Origin of the sequence: Psychromonas sp. SP041, assembly GCF_000470315.2 — a bacterium.
Classification (GTDB): domain Bacteria; phylum Pseudomonadota; class Gammaproteobacteria; order Enterobacterales; family Psychromonadaceae; genus Psychromonas.
The window spans coordinates 47,461-66,991 of sequence record NZ_CBRF02000027.1 but is presented as its reverse complement, the minus strand read 5'-3'; the positions used below and the strand labels follow the sequence as shown (position 1 = coordinate 66,991).

Annotated in this window: 15 protein-coding genes; 4 read left to right on the top strand and 11 right to left on the bottom strand. The window is 37.7% G+C overall.

Annotated elements, in window-relative coordinates:
* Positions 1-223 precede the first annotated feature (223 nt).
* From SP041_RS14715 to sdhC, 9 genes are all read right to left on the bottom strand, one after another.
* Positions 224-721, bottom strand: coding sequence for a PEP-CTERM sorting domain-containing protein (locus tag SP041_RS14715; RefSeq protein WP_025565989.1), 498 nt, complete (start codon positions 719-721; stop codon positions 224-226).
* A 2,027-nt stretch (positions 722-2,748) separates the two neighbouring features.
* The gene (sucD, locus tag SP041_RS14710; protein WP_025562961.1) at positions 2,749-3,621 is read right to left on the bottom strand and encodes a succinate--CoA ligase subunit alpha; all 873 of its coding nucleotides are present in this window, start codon (positions 3,619-3,621) and stop codon (positions 2,749-2,751) included.
* Positions 3,621-4,787, bottom strand: a complete 1,167-nt coding sequence (sucC, locus tag SP041_RS14705) for an ADP-forming succinate--CoA ligase subunit beta (protein ID WP_025562959.1) — start codon at positions 4,785-4,787, stop codon at positions 3,621-3,623. Before sucC ends, sucD begins: the two co-directional genes overlap by 1 nt.
* Before the next feature lie 118 nt (positions 4,788-4,905).
* Positions 4,906-6,072, bottom strand: coding sequence for a 2-oxoglutarate dehydrogenase complex dihydrolipoyllysine-residue succinyltransferase (gene odhB / locus SP041_RS14700; RefSeq protein WP_205961205.1), 1,167 nt, complete (start codon positions 6,070-6,072; stop codon positions 4,906-4,908).
* 55 nt (positions 6,073-6,127) lie between these two features.
* Positions 6,128-8,938, bottom strand: a complete 2,811-nt coding sequence (sucA, locus tag SP041_RS14695; protein ID WP_025562957.1) for a 2-oxoglutarate dehydrogenase E1 component — start codon at positions 8,936-8,938, stop codon at positions 6,128-6,130.
* 53 nt (positions 8,939-8,991) lie between these two features.
* The gene (locus tag SP041_RS14690; RefSeq protein WP_025562956.1) at positions 8,992-9,708 is read right to left on the bottom strand and encodes a succinate dehydrogenase iron-sulfur subunit; all 717 of its coding nucleotides are present in this window, start codon (positions 9,706-9,708) and stop codon (positions 8,992-8,994) included.
* Positions 9,709-9,721: 13 nt separating this feature from the next.
* The gene (gene sdhA, locus SP041_RS14685; RefSeq protein ID WP_025562955.1) at positions 9,722-11,488 is read right to left on the bottom strand and encodes a succinate dehydrogenase flavoprotein subunit; all 1,767 of its coding nucleotides are present in this window, start codon (positions 11,486-11,488) and stop codon (positions 9,722-9,724) included.
* A gap of 1 nt (position 11,489) precedes the next feature.
* Positions 11,490-11,834 carry a succinate dehydrogenase, hydrophobic membrane anchor protein gene (gene sdhD / locus SP041_RS14680; RefSeq protein WP_025562954.1) on the bottom strand — a complete coding sequence of 115 codons (345 nt, stop codon included), beginning with the start codon at positions 11,832-11,834 and terminating at the stop codon, positions 11,490-11,492.
* Positions 11,828-12,202, bottom strand: coding sequence for a succinate dehydrogenase, cytochrome b556 subunit (sdhC, locus tag SP041_RS14675; RefSeq protein ID WP_137297900.1), 375 nt, complete (start codon positions 12,200-12,202; stop codon positions 11,828-11,830). The genes sdhD and sdhC overlap by 7 nt, the downstream gene beginning before the upstream one ends.
* Before the next feature lie 395 nt (positions 12,203-12,597).
* On the opposite strand from sdhC, the gene gltA reads away from it, so the two are divergent.
* Positions 12,598-13,875: a citrate synthase gene (gltA, locus tag SP041_RS14670; RefSeq protein WP_025562952.1), complete on the top strand. Its 1,278-nt coding sequence runs from the start codon at positions 12,598-12,600 to the stop codon at positions 13,873-13,875.
* Positions 13,876-13,944: 69 nt separating this feature from the next.
* Here gltA and SP041_RS14665 read toward each other — a convergent pair whose 3' ends face one another.
* Complete coding sequence (locus tag SP041_RS14665; protein ID WP_025562951.1) at positions 13,945-14,550, bottom strand: hypothetical protein; 606 nt, start codon at positions 14,548-14,550, stop codon at positions 13,945-13,947.
* A 331-nt stretch (positions 14,551-14,881) separates the two neighbouring features.
* Here SP041_RS14665 and aat point away from each other — a divergent pair, with 331 nt between their 5' ends.
* The gene (aat, locus tag SP041_RS14660; protein WP_025562950.1) at positions 14,882-15,592 is read left to right on the top strand and encodes a leucyl/phenylalanyl-tRNA--protein transferase; all 711 of its coding nucleotides are present in this window, start codon (positions 14,882-14,884) and stop codon (positions 15,590-15,592) included.
* 255 nt (positions 15,593-15,847) lie between these two features.
* On the opposite strand, the gene SP041_RS14655 is transcribed toward aat, so the two are convergent.
* On the bottom strand, positions 15,848-16,246 hold the full coding sequence (locus SP041_RS14655; RefSeq protein WP_025562949.1) for a CBS domain-containing protein: 399 nt from the start codon (positions 16,244-16,246) through the stop codon (positions 15,848-15,850).
* 137 nt (positions 16,247-16,383) lie between these two features.
* On the opposite strand from SP041_RS14655, the gene SP041_RS14650 reads away from it, so the two are divergent.
* The gene (locus SP041_RS14650) at positions 16,384-16,929 is read left to right on the top strand and encodes a DUF2058 domain-containing protein (RefSeq protein WP_025562948.1); all 546 of its coding nucleotides are present in this window, start codon (positions 16,384-16,386) and stop codon (positions 16,927-16,929) included.
* 119 nt (positions 16,930-17,048) lie between these two features.
* Positions 17,049-19,376 (top strand): PilZ domain-containing protein, encoded by a 2,328-nt coding sequence (locus tag SP041_RS14645; RefSeq protein ID WP_025562947.1) that lies wholly within the window; start codon positions 17,049-17,051, stop codon positions 19,374-19,376.
* Positions 19,377-19,531: the final 155 nt, after the last annotated feature.

Sequence of the window (19,531 nt, the reverse complement as noted above, 5' to 3'; positions counted from 1 at the left end):
TTCATACACCAATTCCATTTCTTGATTAAACAAAAAAAAATCCCCAACCTTAAATAAGAGTGGGGATTATGTTCTATCTGCAAGATCGTTCAAGTTTTCTTCTTAGATCCTTAACCGATCGGCATTACACGAACAGCGAGGCTAAATCATAAAATGGTGGACAAACTAATCATTAGCCCCCATAAGTATGATAGATGATAAATGATAAATGATAGATGATAGATTATAGTTTACGTTGACGACGCAAACTTAAACCGATGATTGCAAGCCCTAGTATCAATATAGTACTTGGCTCTGGAACTTGTACTGTTAAAGTAGAAGTACCAACTCTAACACTAGTCCATGGACCAGCATAAACAAACACATCTAATAAGCCATCACTGTTAAGAGCGGCTAATGCATTGACTTCAAGATTGTTTATATAACCGCTGCCTAACGTAATTGCACCCGAATCAAAATCAAACTCATCAATTTGAAATAACAGTGTCTCCCAGAAACTAAGGTTGTTAACTTGAATGGCTAAATTTGCACTTGTTGCACTTCCAAATGTAAATCCATCATCTGTAATATCATGCTGGTAAGAAATTGAATTTCCAAACCCGCTAAGCGCTTGATCTTGATAGACAACATCAACAATCGTCCCCGCAAAAGAGTTTGTACTAAACAATAGACCTAATGCGAGCCCTATTTTTTTAATAGTTGAAAATTTAAATATATCCATATTCACCTCTATCCTCTTTAATGTAAAAAAATAAAAAGCTTAATAAAATGAAATCATAAAATATAAAAATATTAATGATATTCACTTATGATTTTGCATCAAGCGTGCCACTATAACTTTTGTTTTGTTTAACAGTTAGATAGGATATGAAATAACAATAAAATGAAGTTATTGTAAAAAACATCAACACATTGAGAATTTATTATATTAAATAAAATCAACTCTTAAGAAAAATCTGTCACTTTTTTATTCGCTTAATAGTTATGTAAATGACCTAAATTTTAAAAGTCATTTTAATATATAAAAAGAAATGCTTTAAAAATACAAATTGGTCTAAATTAACTTTTAGCAAAATGAGTTTAATTTAAAACACATCATTCGATATACAAACATAAAAAAAGTAAATAATAACCAGATAATAATGCATAGTATTTCGACAGACCTTATCTGCTTTATAACGTTGATTACGATCTCAATGACTATCGAATCCAATTTTAGCTAGCCATTAAGTCGTTTTCACGCCAGTATTTCTTCATTTTTTAAGCTATGAGACATCAATTGATTGTCGAAAATTGTATCGGGACACTGACTTTAGTCTGCAGTTTTTTTGTGTGTTGATGTTGGCTATATTGATTGATTATGATCCTTTGACTTCGAGGCGCTGGCTTTAGCTTACAAAGGGTATATGTTGATATTGATTCTTTGACTTAGAATCACTGACTTCAGTCTGCAGATTTTGTGTGTTGATGTTGATCCTCTGACCTTGGGGCGCTGGCTTTAGCCTGCAGGGGTTTATGTGTTGATGTTGATCCTCTTGACCTTGGGGCGCAGACTTTAGTCTGCAGGTTTTTGTGTGTTGACTTCGGCCTTTTGACTTCAGGCGTTGACTTTAGTCTGCAGTTTTTTTGTGTGTTGATTTGTTATTGAAAAGACAAAAACTATCAAAACCAACACCAAAACCTCAGCAAGCTAAAGCATGCGCCCCCAGATCAAAAACTAAAACATCAACTGATTGTCGAAAATTGTATCGGGACACTAACTTTAGCCTGCAAGGGATTATGTGTTGATGTTGATTCTTTGACTTAGAATCACTGACTTCAGTCTGCAGATTTTGTGTGTTGATGTTGATCCTCTGACCTTGGGGCGCTGGCTTTAGCCTGCAGTTTTTTGTGTGTTGATGTTGCTCCTCTTGACCTTGGGGCGCTGGCTTTTGTGTGTTGACTTCGGCCTTTTGACTTCAGGCGTTGACTTTAGTCTGCAGTTTTTTTGTGTGTTGATTTGTTGTTGAAAAGACAAAAACTATCAAAACCAACACCAAAACCAACACCAAAACCTCAGCAAGCTAAAGCATGCGCCCCCAGATCAAAAACTAAAACATCAACTGATTGCCGAAAATTGTATCGGGACACTAACTTTAGCCTGCAAGGAATTATGTGTTGATGTTGATTCTTTGACTTAGAATCACTGACTTCAGTCTGCAGATTTTGTGTGTTGATGTTGATCCTCTGACCTTGGGGCGCTGGCTTTAGCCTGCAGGAGGTTGTGTGTTGATTTTATATTCGAAACCAAAATAACAACCCCCAACACAAAAAAACTGCAAGCTAAAGCATGCGTCCCTAGATCAAAAAAGTTTTTCATATCTGTATTCAGTGAAAATTTGCAGACATATAGCGCTTTAAATTTATCTTCAGTAGTTTCTATATTACCGAGCTAATAGACTCGTAAATTGTATTAAAGTTGAAACAGCAGGCATAAAAAAGCCCCGCTAAAAGCGAGGCTTGGTGATTAGTGCTCTGTTAAGAGATTACCAACCAGTGATTTCGCGTAATGCGCTACCGATTTCAGCTAGAGATTTGGTCGTTTTCACGCCTGCATCTCTTCATTTAAGGTATAGCGCTTTAAATTTATCTTCAGTAGTTTCTGTATTACTCTACTAAAATACTCGCTAGGTTAACCACAACATAAATAGCAGGCATAAAAAAGCCCCGCTAAAAGCGAGGCTTGGTAATTAGCACTCTGTTAAGAGATTACCAACCAGTGATTTCGCGTAATGCGCTACCGATTTCAGCTAGAGATTTAGTCGTTTTCACGCCTGCATCTTCAAGTGCTTTAAATTTATCTTCAGCAGTACCTTTACCGCCAGCGATAATTGCACCAGCATGACCCATACGCTTACCAGCAGGTGCAGTAACACCAGCAATGTAAGAAACAACAGGTTTAGTTACGTTTGCTTTGATGTAAGCAGCTGCTTCTTCTTCCGCAGTACCACCGATTTCACCAATCATAACGATTGCTTCAGTCTCAGGATCTTCTTGGAATAATTTTAAGATATCAATGAAGCTTGAACCAGGGATTGGGTCGCCACCGATACCAACACAAGTTGATTGGCCGAAACCTTCATCAGTAGTTTGTTTAACTGCTTCATAAGTCAATGTACCTGAACGCGATACGATACCTACTTTACCTTTCTTATGAATGTGACCAGGCATGATGCCGATTTTACATTCATCAGGTGTAATAACACCAGGACAGTTAGGACCGATCATCACAACGCCTTCTTGATCTAGTTTGATTTTAACTGCAACTAAATCTAGTGTTGGGATACCTTCAGTAATAGTAACGATTAATTTAATACCTGCATCAATCGCTTCTAAAATAGCATCTTTACAAAATGGTGCTGGTACGTAGATAACTGAAGCTGTTGCGCCAGTTGTTTCTACTGCTTCACGTACTGTATTAAATACAGGAAGACCTAAATGTGTTTGACCGCCTTTACCAGGAGAAACACCACCAACCATTTTTGTACCGTACTCAAGCGCTTGCTCAGAGTGGAAAGTACCTTGACCACCAGTGAAACCCTGACAAATTACTTTAGTGTCTTTATTAATTAAAATGCTCATTATTTTCCACCTACCGCTTTAACAGACTGCTGCGCAGCATCTGTTAATGATGTTGCTGCAATAATATTAAGACCTGACTCAGCTAGAATCTTACGACCTAACTCAGCATTATTACCTTCTAAACGAACGATAACAGGAACAGATACACCTACTTCTGCAACTGCACCGATAACGCCGTCAGCGATTAAATCACAACGTACGATACCGCCAAAGATGTTAACTAAAACAGCTTTAACTTTGTCGTCAGAAAGAATGATTTTAAATGCTTCAGTAACACGTTCTTTAGTTGCGCCGCCGCCAACATCTAGGAAGTTAGCCGGGTTGCCGCCATGTAAGTTAACCATGTCCATCGTACCCATAGCAAGACCAGCACCATTAACCATACAGCCAATGTTTCCGTCCAGTGCTACGTAGTTTAATTCCCACTGTGCAGCATGCATTTCACGTTCGTCATCTTGCGTTGTATCGTTAATCGCTTGAAGTGATTTTTGACGGTACATTGCATTTGAATCGATAGAAATTTTACCATCAAGACAAATTAGGTCATCAGCACCAGTAACAACTAATGGATTGATTTCTAATAATGATAAATCTTTTTGTTCAAAGATTGTCGCTAAGCCTAGGAAAATTTTAGTAAATTGACCTACTTGCTTACCTGAAAGACCTAATTTAAATGCTAATTCACGACCTTGGTACGCTTGTGCGCCAACCAATGGGTCAATCATAGCAGTATGAATAAGCTCAGGTGTTTCTTCAGCAACTTTCTCAATTTCAACGCCGCCTTCAGTAGACGCCATAAACGTAACACGCTGTGAAGCACGGTCAATAACCGCACCTAAATAAAGCTCATTAGCAATGTCACTACATTCTTCTAATAATAATTTATTAACTGGTTGGCCATTTGCGTCTGTTTGGTAAGTCACTAAGTTTTGACCTAACCATTTGTTAGCAAATGCACTGATTTTTTCATCTGAATCAACTAATTCAACGCCACCCGCTTTACCACGACCGCCCGCATGTACCTGACATTTAATAACCCAACGTTCGCCACCTAATTTAGATGCAGCATTCACTGCATCTTCAGCGCTGTCGCAAGCGACACCATTAGGAACCGGTAAACCGTATTCTTTAAATAATTGTTTTGCCTGATATTCATGCAAATTCATGATTTATTTCCATCTGTTTAGTTAAACTTAATAGCCCGAAGGCCGTGAGTGTAAAAACAATTTTTTATGGCTGTTTAATAAAATAAACAGCCAATCGACTAATATTTAAAAATCGATATTAAACGTCTAATAATAAACGCGTTGGATCTTCAAGTAGCTCTTTGATTGTTACTAAGAATCCTACTGATTCTTTACCATCAATTAAACGATGATCGTATGAAAGTGCTAGGTACATCATAGGTAAAATTTTCACTTCACCATTAATAGCCATTGGGCGGTCTTGGATTTTGTGCATACCTAAGATAGCCGCTTGTGGTGGGTTAATAATTGGTGTTGAAAGTAGTGAACCAAATACACCACCGTTAGTAACCGTAAAGTTACCGCCCATCATTTCATCAACCGTTAATTTTCCGTCGCGACCTTTAATTGCAAGCTCACGAATACCTTTTTCAATGTCAGCCACACTTAATGTATCTGTATCACGTAAAACAGGTGTTACAAGACCACGTGGTGTTGATACTGCAATGCTGATGTCAAAGAAGTTGTGGTAAACAATATCAGTACCGTCAATTGCTGCATTAACTTCTGGGTAACGCTTAAGCGCTTCAGTCACCGCTTTGATGTAGAAAGACATAAACCCTAAACGGATACCATGTTTTTTCTCGAATACTTCTTGGTACTGCTTACGAAGATCCATGATTGGTTTCATGTTTACTTCGTTAAAAGTAGTTAACATTGCCGTCGAGTTTTTAGCTTCTAATAGGCGTTCAGCAACACGTTTACGTAAACGTGTCATTGGTACGCGCTTATCGCTACGTGCAGCAACAGCAGCTACGATATCAACTTTAGGTGCCGTTTCACTTTTGTTTTTAGACGTACGGAAGTTATCTACATCTTCACGTGTGATAACACCACCTTTACCAGACCCTTTGATATCACGTGCATCAATGCCTTCTTCAAGCATTAAACGACGTACAGATGGGCTTGCATCAGCAGTTGCTGCAGGCGCTTCAACTGGAGCAGCTTCTTCTTTAGCTGCAGCAGGTGCGTCTGCTTCTTCTAATTTAGCTAATAATTGCTTAGAAAGTACAGTTGCACCTTCATCTTCAATGATTTCTTTTAAGATACCTGATGCTGTAGCAGGTACTTCTAAAACAACTTTATCGGTTTCGATTTCAACTAATACTTCATCACGCTCAACGAAGTCACCAGGTTGTTTATGCCAAGTTGCTACAGTTGCATCTGCAACTGATTCTGGAAGTTCTGGAACTAATACTTCAATCATAATTAACGCTTCCTACAATAATAATTTTTATTCAATAAATTCGATTTAATTTTGATTACTGTTCATCAAAACCAAGTGCTTCGTTCACTAATGCTTTTTGTTGCTTAACATGTAGAGACATATAACCTACCGCCGTTGATGCTGATGCTGCACGACCTGCATATTGCAGCGTAGCGCCTTCAGGCATTACAGTACGGAAATTATGTTGACTACAGTACCAAGCACCCTGGTTTTGAGGCTCTTCTTGACACCAAATAAACTCAGTTACATGTGCATACTGCTCAAGCAAATCATTTACTTCATCCGTTGGGAATGGGTAAAGTTGTTCGATACGTATAATAGCGACATGATTTAAACCTTCAGCACGACGTTTTTCTAGTAGTTCATAGTAAACTTTACCACTACATAGAATAATACGAGTCACTGCTTCTGGGTCTAGCTCATCCACTTCACCAATTGCATTTAAGAATGTACCTGATGCTAATTCATCTAAGCTAGAAACCGCTAATGGATGACGTAACAATGATTTAGGTGACATAACAATTAATGGGCGACGCATTGAACGAATGACTTGGCGACGTAACATGTGGTAAACCTGAGCAGGTGTTGAAGGAACACATACCTGCATATTATGCTCAGCACATAATTGTAAAAAACGTTCTAAACGAGCTGATGAATGCTCTGGACCTTGACCTTCATAACCATGCGGTAATAAAACAGTCAGACCACACATACGGCCCCATTTCTGCTCACCTGATGATAAGAATTGGTCAAATACAACTTGAGCACCATTTGCAAAGTCACCAAACTGCGCTTCCCAAATACATAAACCTTTAGGTGCGCCAGTAGAGTAACCGTATTCAAATGCTAGTACCGCTTCTTCAGATAAAACTGAATCATAAACATCAAAATGACCTTGATCATCAGAGATATTTTGAAGAGGAGTATAACGTTTAGCTTCTGTTTGCTCATGCAATACAGCATGACGGTGGAAGAATGTACCACGTGCAGAATCTTGACCCACTAAACGGATATTGTATTTAGAATCTAATAATGTTGCGTAAGCTAAGTTTTCAGCAAAACCCCAATCTAACAGTTTCTCACCGCGCGCCATTGCTACACGATCGTTATAGATCTTAGCAATACGTGAATGTTGTTTCTGATCTTCTGGGTAATGACTGATAGATTCAGCTAATTCTACTAAGCGTTGTTTTTGGAAACCCGCTTCGTAAGGTAAATCCCAATCATGTTTTAGATAAGGAGACCAATCAATAGAGTTGCCTTGCATCGCTTGCCATTCTTTAACAACACATTCGCCATTATCTAAGGCATCACGGTAATTAGAGACTAGTTGCTTAGCAAAACCTTCCGCAATAACACCTTCGCTTTCTAATTGCTTACTATAGATTTCACGTGGTGTAGGATGTTTTTTGATTTTTTGGTACATCACAGGCTGTGTTGCACTCGGCTCATCAGCTTCATTATGGCCATGACGACGATAACAAACTAAATCAATAACCACATCACGTTTGAATTTATTACGGAAATCAATCGCAATTTGTGCCGCTTGCATGACTGCTTCAGGATCATCACCGTTAACATGGAAAATAGGTGCTTGGACCATTTTTGCAATGTCAGTACAGTAACGTGTAGAGCGAGTATCTTGAGGATCTGAAGTAGTGAAACCAACTTGGTTGTTGATAACGATACGGATAGTACCACTGACTTTAAAGGCACGTGCTTGTGACATATTAAATGTCTCTTGCACAACACCTTGACCAGCAATAGCTGAGTCACCGTGAATAGTAATAGGTAAAACACTTTCACCAATGCTGTTCAAACGTTCTTGACGAGCACGAACCGACCCTAATACTACTGGGTTAACGATTTCTAAATGTGACGGGTTAAATGCTAATGATAAATGAACATTACCTTTAGCCGTTTTAAAGTCACTACTGAAGCCTTGGTGATATTTAACATCACTTGAACCATCGATATTGGCATGTTTACCAGCAAACTCGTTAAACAAGTCCGTTGGCTTTTTACCTAGTACGTTTACTAATACATTTAAACGTCCACGGTGAGCCATTCCGATAACAACTTCATGTGCGCCTTGCTCACCAGAACGTCTAATGACTTCTTTAAGCATAGGGACAAAAGAGTCACCGCCTTCTAGAGAGAAACGTTTTGCACCAGGGAATTTAGAACCGATGTAACGCTCAAGCCCTTCTGCTGCTGTTAACTCTTCTAAGAAACGGTTTTTAGATTCGTTACTGAATGAAGGACGACTTTCACATGATTCAATACGGTTTTGGATCCAGCGCTTTTCATCAGTATTAGTGATGTGCATGTATTCCACACCTAACGAGCCACAATAAGTTCGTTTAAGCGATGCAATAAGATCCTTTAATACCATCGTTTCATTGCCAGCAGCAAATGATCCGACATTAAAGTTAGCATCTAAATCAGAACCGGTTAGTTCATGATAAAAAGGGTCTAACTCTTTAACTGATTCTGTTTTAACTAAACCAAGAGGATCTAAGTTAGCAATTTCATGTCCACGGTTACGATAAGCACCGATTAATTGTAACACTTTGACTTGTTTTGCATCATTGTGAACAGCACCATCTGGCGGTGTGAAACATTTTGGCCCTTTGGCCGCAAGCTTCATCTGTTCACGGATAATTGAATGACGCTCCTCAGGAGCATCAGTCACGCTTGGTAACTCATCAAAGACTTCACGCCAATTAGCGTCCACAGCAAGTGGATCCTCTAAATACAATTCGTAAATGTCTTCGATATAAGTAGAATTTGCCCCGGAAAGATGCGATGAGGCTAACCAAGTTTCCATAACATTAGTTGGCATTAACATTCCTTATACTTTTATTAATTGTTTAATTAGTAATGTTTAGTTAAAAATTAAACAGCGCGCTGTAATAACATAGATTTAATTTTACCAATCGCTTTGGTAGGGTTTAATCCCTTAGGACAAACACTAACGCAGTTCATGATACTGTGACAACGAAAAACACTAAAAGCATCATCTAAATTCGACAAGCGTTCTTCAGTTGCACTATCTCGACTATCAATAAGAAAACGGTAAGCAGCTAATAAACCAGCTGGACCAATAAACTTATCTGGATTCCACCAAAATGAAGGGCATGAGGTTGAACAACATGCACATAAAATACATTCGTATAAACCATCAAGTTTTTCACGCTCTTCTGGAGATTGTTTAAACTCTCCAGCAGGCGGTGTACGATCGTCATTAATTAAAAACGGTTTCACTTTTTCATACTGAGTATAAAACTGTGTCATATCGATAACTAAATCGCGTATCACTGGCAAGCCTGGTAGTGGACGAATAATTACTTTTTTGCCTTTTGATAACACGTCAGACAATGGCGTAATACATGCAAGTCCATTTTTACCATTCATATTAACACCATCAGATCCACAAACACCTTCGCGGCATGAACGACGGAATGAAAGTGACGCATCTTTTTCTTTAAGTAAGATAAGGGCATCAAGGACCATCATGTCTGAACCTTCAGGCACATCTAATGACGAGTCCTGCATATAAGGTTTCTTATCAACATCAGGGTTGTAACGGTAAATTGAAAAATTAATATTCATATCTATAAACCTTCTAGTAAACACGCGCTTTAGGTGGGAAAGCTTCACGTAGTACTGGCGCCATATTAACGTCACGTTTACACATACTTTCTGTTTCTGCAATGTACATACTGTGGTGTAACCAGTTAGCATCATCACGATCAGGGAAATCGAAGCGGCTATGCGCACCACGACTTTCTGTACGGAAATTAGCAGACTTAGCGGTTGCTAAAGCTGTTTCCATTAAGTTATCTAATTCTAAACATTCGATTCGGTCAGTATTAAACTCACTGCTCTTATCGCTTAGTTTTGCATTTTTAAGACGTTCACGAATTGCTTCAAGTTCAGCAAGACCTTCAGCCATTGCAGGACCATCACGGAATACACCAAAATTATTCTGCATACATTCTTTCAAATCTTTACGAATTTCGTTTGGACATTCAGTGCCAGCACCTTTTTCCCAACGATTATAACGTTCTAATGCAGCTTCAATATTTTCTTCAGTGGGTGCTTTCGACGTATTTTCTTCACTTAATACTTTACCAAGATGCTTACCTGCAGCTCGACCGAAGACCACTAAATCTAATAAAGAGTTACCACCTAAACGATTAGCACCATGAACGGATACACATGCGATTTCACCTACCGCAAACAACCCTTTCACTTCAATATCTTTACCATCTGCATCAAGTTTTAATGCTTGACCGTTAACCGTTGTTGGAACACCACCCATCATATAATGACAAGTTGGAATAATTGGAATCGGCTCATGTACTGGATCAACATGTGCAAACGTACGAGATAATTCACAAACACCTGGTAAACGACTTTCTAAAACATCTTTACCAAGATGATCTAGTTTCAATTTAATGTGCGTTCCCCAAGGACCTTCACAACCACGACCTTCACGAATTTCAATCATGATAGAACGAGCAACAACATCACGACCGGCTAAATCTTTAGCATTCGGTGCATAACGTTCCATGAAACGTTCGCCGTCTTTATTAAGCAGGTAACCACCTTCACCACGACAACCTTCTGTAACCAATGTACCCGCACCCGCTATACCGGTTGGGTGAAATTGCCACATTTCCATATCTTGTACTGGCACGCCAGCACGTAATGCCATACCAACACCGTCACCAGTATTAATGTGTGCATTAGTCGTTGAAGCATAAATACGCCCTGCTCCACCCGTTGCGAGTACTGTCGCTTGCGCCTTAAACATGCAAACTTCACCCGTCTCAATTTCAATGGCTGTACAACCTACAACATCACCATCGTCATTTTTAACTAAATCAAGTGCATACCATTCAGAGAAAATGGTTGTCTTGTTTTTAATGTTCTGTTGATAAAGCGTATGTAGTAGTGCATGACCTGTTCTGTCTGCTGCCGCTGCAGTACGTGCCGCTTGTTCGCCACCAAACTCTTTAGATTGGCCACCAAAAGGACGTTGATATACAGAACCGTCTTCAAAACGAGAAAAAGGCAGTCCCATATTTTCTAATTCACGAACAGCTTCAGGGCCCTCATTACACATATATTCGATTGCGTCTTGGTCGCCGATGAAATCAGAACCTTTAACCGTGTCGTACATGTGCCATTGCCAGTTATCAGCATGTGCATTACCAAGCGCTACAGTAATACCGCCTTGAGCTGATACCGTGTGTGAGCGCGTTGGGAATACTTTCGTAATCAACGCACAGCTTTTTCCTTCCTGCGAAATAGACAATGCCGCGCGCATACCTGCACCACCAGCACCAATAACAATCGCATCAAATTCACGAATAGGTAAACTCACCTTAAACACCCCACAAAATTACAAAACCAAAAACAACATACGCAAATGCAACCGTCGTTAACACAAACTGTAATGTGCCACGTAATAACGTACATTTAACGTAATCTGTTAACACCTGCCAAATACCAATCCAAGAATGGACAAGCATAGCGACCAACGCCATTAGCGTTATCACCTTAGTAAATGTTAAAGAGAAAAAGTCCGTCCAAACCTGATAAGTAATATCAGTAGAAACAATGAAGCCTACAAGATATATAATGTAGGCGAGAAGAATGACAGCACTGGCACGCAATAAAATGTAATCATGCACACCACTTCGTCCAAAAGTACCTGCAACCTTTACCATACTAAAATCCCCGCTAATATTGACAGTACAGCAGTAATAGCAAAACAAACTTTTGCACTTAATGAAGCACTCTCTAACTCTTCCCAATGTCCTAAATCTTGAATCATATGTCTAATACCAAATACAGCGTGGTATGCAAGACCTGTTAATGATCCCCAAAAAACAAATTCTACAATAAACAAGTCAAAGTAACCTTGTACATTTTGAAAGTCTTCAGCGGATGATAACGAACAGTTTAGGAGGGTTAAGAATATTGCCAAGGCAATAAAAACGATAATCCCAGAAACACGATGCAGAATAGATGCTGTTGCAGTAATGGGAAATTTAACCGTGGATAGGTCTAAATTTTTTGGTCTCTCTTTGCGCACAATTTTTCTCTTTATTAATGGCTAAAAGTAAGGGGTTGTTTTCACGGGCACTATTGTTAGCATATTGTTAACAATTTGTAACAAGTAAAATATTTCTTTTGTGAACCAAACACAATTAAAAATAAAATTTGTGACTTATCAGACATAAAATAAACACAAAAAATTTCAGCTCACTCAGGTCCCAGATTACCAGAGACGCGGGCAGACTTGTAGTGCTAATTAAGATAATTTTATTTTTTATTGATTGTACTTTATGCAAGTTCAGGGTAATTTTAATTGTTAACAACTTCAGCTCTCAAAGTTGAAATGTTAAATTTGACAAGGTCAATGTTAGACTGTAAAAATATGCCATCAAAAAAAAGAGTATAAATAATTTTAAGTCAAGGGAGAGAATAATGTCGGATAAAGTCGCAATACTTCATTTACCGGGTCAAGATCCTGTAGAACTACCTATCCACCAAGGATCAGCTGGTAATGATGTAATTGATATTCGTAGCTTAGGTAAAACTGGTTACTTCACTTACGACCCTGGATTCCTTGCTACAGCTTCATGTGAGTCAGCAATAACTTACATTGACGGTGACAAAGGGATCTTATTACACCGTGGCTATGCGATAGATGAATTAGCAGATAAGTCAGATTACTTAGAAGTTTGTTATCTGTTATTAAACGGTCAATTACCTAGCACAGAAGAATTTGCAAAATTCAAACATACTGTACTTCACCATACAATGCTTCATGAACAGCTTGTTGCTTTTTACCGTGGATTCCGTCGTGATTCACACCCAATGGCTATCATGGTTGGTGTTGTTGGCGCACTATCTGCTTTCTACCACGATTCATTAGACATCTCTAACGAATCGTGTCGTGAAATAGCAGCATTTCGTCTTATTTCAAAAGTACCAACACTTGCAGCAATGAGTTACAAATATTCTGTAGGCCAACCATTCATGTACCCAGATAACACATTATCTTATGCGGGTAACTTCTTGAAGATGATGTTTGGTATTCCTTGTGAAGAATATGTGGTTAACCCTGTTTTAGAAAGCGCGATGGATAAAATTTTAATCCTTCATGCTGACCATGAACAAAATGCATCAACGTCTACTGTACGTTTAGCCGGTTCATCTGGCGCTAACCCATTTGCATGTATTGCAGCGGGTATTGCTTCTCTATGGGGTCCTGCACATGGCGGCGCTAATGAAGCATGTTTAGAAATGTTAGAAGAAATTGGTTCTGTTGATCGCATTCCAGAATTTGTTGCAAAAGCGAAAGATAAAAATGACCCGTTCCGTCTAATGGGCTTTGGTCATCGTGTTTACAAAAACCATGATCCACGTGCAACAGTAATGCGTAAAACATGTCATGAAGTGCTTGAAGAATTAAACATTGACGATCCACTTCTAGATGTAGCAATGGAATTAGAGCGTATTGCGCTTGAAGACCCATACTTCATCGAGAAAAAACTTTACCCTAATGTAGATTTCTACTCAGGTATCGTTTTACGTGCAATGGGTATCCCACGTACCATGTTTACAGTAATCTTTGCTGTATCACGTACTGTTGGTTGGATTTCACACTGGAAAGAAATGTTAGATCAACCTGGCCAAAAAATCGGTCGTCCTCGTCAGTTATACACTGGTGAAGTAGATTTAACGTACCCAGAGAAGTAAATAGTGAAAGAAAAATAGCCATAAAACGCTAAATCAACCCTCACCTTAATTCGTGAGGGTTGATATTTTTTAACTCGACTGCTTTGACCATTGAATTAACTTTTTCTTCGGATATTTTTTCATTACTTCTCTTTGAACCTGCAAGCAATAATCATTGTTAACATCATCTACTTTAAGTAACGTATTGGCATAGAGCATTCGCGCATAAGTGTATTTTTTAAGCGTAAGATGTTTCAGCGTACACACCTTAGCGTAAACCTCAGCTTTACATAAATCTCCTGTTTCCGTTTCTCTATCAACATTGATGCTGTTTTCAACATCACTGATATGTGCCAATTCGTTTATAAGAAAAACATATCGATATGCGGCATTCATTACCTGAACATCAGAATCAGCACGGTATGGGATAAATTCACTTTGAATGAACACAACCGCTTTATCTTCGTTATTTAATGTAAAAAAAGCTGTCGCGCCGCCTTTCTTTGCAGCTGTCATATTAATCATCGCAGACGTTTCTTTAAAATTAACAATATGATCAAATTTAATACGGTGTCTAATCATCAAATCTTGCGTTGGAATACTTAAATCAGGGGTTAAAATAATCGTTACCTTCCCTTTAACGTCTTCTTTTTGTTTCAGAACTTCAAACAAATTTTCATAATTAACATCGCTCATCAATACTCACTTCACTTTTTATTACAAAAAAAGAAATTTAAACACACTAATTAAAGATAAGATAACTTATATTTAAGTTAAATTGAGTTAAGCGCTTACTACTTGAATCTAAGAAAGTATTAACAGATAACCGTTATGATTTACTTTTATCTGTACGTGATTATACTATTTTCACTATATTTGGACTTATTGTGAATAAAACAAGCACAAAACGCAGCTTAATAGCGTCACTTAGTGGTTAATTTGCATTGTAAACAATGTCGTGAAAAACGTTGTAAAAACCTTACTAATAAAGCCAAATTACTCATTGTTACAATACTTTAGAGATCTTATGTCAAAAAAACTGTTTGTATTATCTAACGATGATATATATTTTCCTGACCCAATAAATGCATTGGATGATCCTGAAGGTTTACTGGCTATTGGGGGAGACTTATCGACTTCACGTTTACTCAATGCTTATCAACAAGCTATCTTTCCGTGGTTTTCTGAAGGAGAGCCTATTTTATGGTGGAGCCCTATAGAGCGAGCGGTGATCAAACCTCAAGAAGTCTATATAAGCAAAAGTATGGCCAAGTTTATCCGTCAAACTACTTTAACCATTACTATCAACCATGCATTTTCTGATGTGATTGATGCTTGTGCCCTACCGCGTAAAACGCAATCAGAAACATGGATAAGCCCAGTAATAAAAAAAGCGTATATCGCATTGCATCAAATAGGCGCTGCGCACTCAGTCGAAATATGGAATAAAGAAGAATTGGTCGGTGGTTTATATGGCGTGAACATGGGTGGCGTATTTTGTGGCGAATCGATGTTTCATCAACAAACTAATGCGTCAAAATTAGCTTTCATAGCCTTATGTAAACATTTCAGTTTTTACCAAGGGCAAATCGTTGACTGTCAAATGATGACGTCTCATTTAGCAAGCCTAGGCGTGGTCGCCAATACAAGAGATAACTTCATTCAACAATTAAAACAAACAAGTAACATGGTCATCGATAAAAGCTGTTGGGATAAACAAAAAATTACCCTGCTTTAATTTTTCTGCTGAGGTTTTATCGTCAGCAAGCGTTAAATGAGATCTAAAATAAAAACAATGGCAAAAAGACTATATCGACATATTGAATGAACAAATGAGCAGGCGCATAAATAAACAAATGAACAAATGAACAAATGAACAAATGAACAATCACTTAAACAAAAAATGTGCAAAAAGTTGCACATTTATTTAAGCGATATAATTAACAGCGGGCTATTAACAACATTAATAAACATTAATAACATTGGCAACAAACTATAGCTGCGTTTTTATTGCTCCTAACACCATTTTACGCGTGATTAATCCCACATAAATATCATCTTCATCTAATACCGGATACATCTTTGGTTTTTCGTGTATCATTTTTTGTGCTAAATCAACAATACTAAGTGTAGAGGGAATACTTAAAGGAGAATCAGACATAACATCTTCAACTAGCGCAGAATGATCACTGTAGTAGCTAGCTTCAATAATTTTAGCTAAACAATCTTGCTCTGATAACCAGCCAACCACATGCCCTGACTCATTAACAACCGGACCACCAATCAAATTCGAGGCTAATAGTTTTTCCACTGCGGTTTGTAAATTCATCTCTTTCGTAAACGCGATACTTTTACCCGTCATGAATTGCTTTACTTGTAGATTTTCTAACATAGTTAGCTCCTTTTATCGTTGTGTACATCCTATACCCATAGTTTTAATCTAAACCATTTTAATAACAAAGTCGATATTTCGAATAATATAGTGTGATAAACTAAAACCTATATATATCATCACTAAAGGGTTTCAATATGGCTTCATTACAAGATCAATTAATGAATTCAGGTTTAGTTAATAAACAGAAAGCAAAGCAAGCACAAACAGACAAACGCCGCCAAGCAAAACAAAAAAAGAAAAAAGGCACCGTTGTCATCTCAGACGTACAACTTGCTGTACAAGCAAAAGCAGAACAACAAAAACAGAAAGACCTTGAAAACAACCAGCAAACTCAACAAGAGCTAGCGAAGCGCGCTGCACATGGGAAATTAATACAAATGATTGCCCAACATTGTGAAAAGAATTATCAAGGTGAATTAGACTATCACTTTACTTATGACAATAAAGTAAAGCGTATTGCCGTTAAACCAGAAATTCAAAAAGGCCTAATCAAAGGCGCCTTTGCTATTTGTGTATTAAACGAAGAATTTTATCTTATCAATAAAGAAGCCGCAGAGAAATTACGCGCTATTGATGAGTCAGTGTTAGTTGCATTACACGACCAAACTGATGTTGAGTCTAAGAGCGATGAAGACGACCCTTATGCAGAGTTCGCAATACCCGATGATTTAATGTGGTAAACGACTAAAAAATCTAGATAAATAAGTGACTTATTGCCAGTAGGACTTAAAATGGTTTAACTAAACTATGCTAATTCACTCTGGCAATATTCTATCAACAATATGAGACTTTCCCATTTATGAACGTGAAGGATTACCAATCACAAATCGAAACCTTAATACCATTTTATAATAGTGCTGATTTTAATAGCATGATTGATAAGGTTTTTTTTGGTGAGAGTAATAGTGATAAATTTTTAATTAAAATGGAAATAAGTCGTATTGCAAAGCCTTGTACACGCATTATCGATCTACGTGAAAAAGTCATTGAGAAAACGGCACAATATACCTACTTCAATTTAACTCACTACCTTACAACCGCTGCTGATAAAGAATTAGCGACAGCTATTAAGGTATATGGTGAATATACCGTTGGCGCTTACGAGCAAGTTTTAGGTTATGTGCAAAAAATAAAACAACAACAAAGCACCGAAGCAACGCCAAAAATCACCACCGATATCAATCAAAACATAACTGAAAATATTCAATTAAATAATCACCGTAAACAAACAGCTGCACGCATGTTTTTTGTTTCAAAAATAGAAGTCACCTTTGAAGATGGTGTTGTATATCAAGCAACCACGTCTAATATTTCTATTTCAGGTTTAAAGATAAAACTACTAGAGCAACGCAGTCATTTAGATGGTCAATTAATCCAAGTTAGTTTTACAACGCTCAGTAATGAATATAAAGATAAAGCAATAGTCGATCAAAAAATCAATTATCGTTTAGTCAAACAACAACAAGAAAAAACGGGCTTTTATCTTTACCTAAACCTTGAGGACGACAAACCAGAGTTTGTTCAATTCATTAAATCATTCATCAGAGCGAACCAACATAAATATAAATTAGATGTGCTTTATTATTTCCGCCTTGCTCGTGAAAAGTCGCTAAAAAACAGTACATTAATGGCAATGAATAGCTTACCTATTTACCTTAACGCCAATAGTCATAAACCCATTTTATTTATGTTGAGAAATGCGGTCAATAAAGACATATTGAATGATTGGCGCTGTGAAAACACCAACCAACTGCCTTTTTTATTCAGCGAATCGCGACTCAAAAAACTCCTCTCTTTCGCAAAACCTAAACTGGTGACAACGGTTTATAGCTTTACCTATATTAGTGAGGGTGAAGAGTTTCTCTTGTCAGCGACAGAAGAAGAATTGCAACAAGATAATTTAAAACATTTGTTCATTGAATATGGCAGAAGCAAAGCAAACTGGCGGTGTTACCACCTCACATTGCAAAGCTACACATACCAAGCTATTAAAAGTTACCAGTTAACAGATATACGCCCACAAATCTTTAATGACATAACGCATCTAGCAACGTTAACGTCAATCTCAACCAAAGAAATAATAAAGATCGATACACGCTCAGAAAAAGGTAATCCAAACCTATTAAACAAATACGTGCATCGCGAAAAAGAAGAAGGGTTTACACCTGTTTATGATTTATTCCCTGAAGAACTGCGTAAAGAGGAACGTTACCGTTACAGCAGTTCAATAACCTTACACACGAGTGATGCCGCTTTAGCCGGTAAAGTTGTTGATTTCTCTAACTCAGGTTTAAAAATACAACTTGATACACCTAAACTGTTAACTAGACGTAGTTTGGTCACCATCGATTTTCTTGACCTACAAAAAATATCAACTCAATTTACATTGAAGAATATAGAGTACCGTGTCATTTCATCTAGTCCAAAAGGTGTTTATCATTTACAAATAGCATCTCGTGAAAGCTATATGACCATGTATCAGTTCTTTTCAGTGTTAGTCGTCAAGAACCCTACACACTTTAAAGAGATCCCACTCAAATCTCACAAACAGCCCGTAACAACACGGTTACATGAAGCGGCAGAATCAGCCCTCTCTCAAGCGTTCTTTTATGTATCGACTCAAAATGGGCGACCTAAAATCAGTTTCTCGTCAATCGCTGAAGACGCTAAAACGTTGAAACAACTGTTTAACTTTGAGTGTAAAAATGAAAATCAAAATAACCATATCGCCCTGTCTAATAACAAACTATTAGACAGGTTGTTAACGGCCCCACTTCGAGCGGCTTGCACACAACAAGAACCACTCAATTTTGAGCGAACTATTTATATTAACAAGATACAAAACGACAGTAATAAATGGTCAATTGAAAGTTATTTAGATGAAGATTTTGAATCTCAACAGAGTAAAAGAGACTTTGTCATAAAACATAAAAAACTGAATCAATTACAAATACTACATTACCGTCTAACACCGATAGAAGCCCCGAGCCTAAAAGTGATCAGTTCAGAATTAAACGTTATCTCTTGTTATGCAATGCATCTAAGTAAGCGTATAGAAGATGAAATATTGAATATCAATGCCATCATTGAAATAACGGATCGCACCGAACAAATATTAGGGGGATAACTTAAGTTAGTCGTTTAGATTACTAACTTAAGTAGAACTCTTAACTAGGTAACTTAGATAGATAACTTAGTTAGATAGCTTAGATAGGCAATTTAGATAGATAACTTAGTTAGGTAGCTTAGTTAGTTAGGCAGCTCGATAGCTTAAGTTAGTCG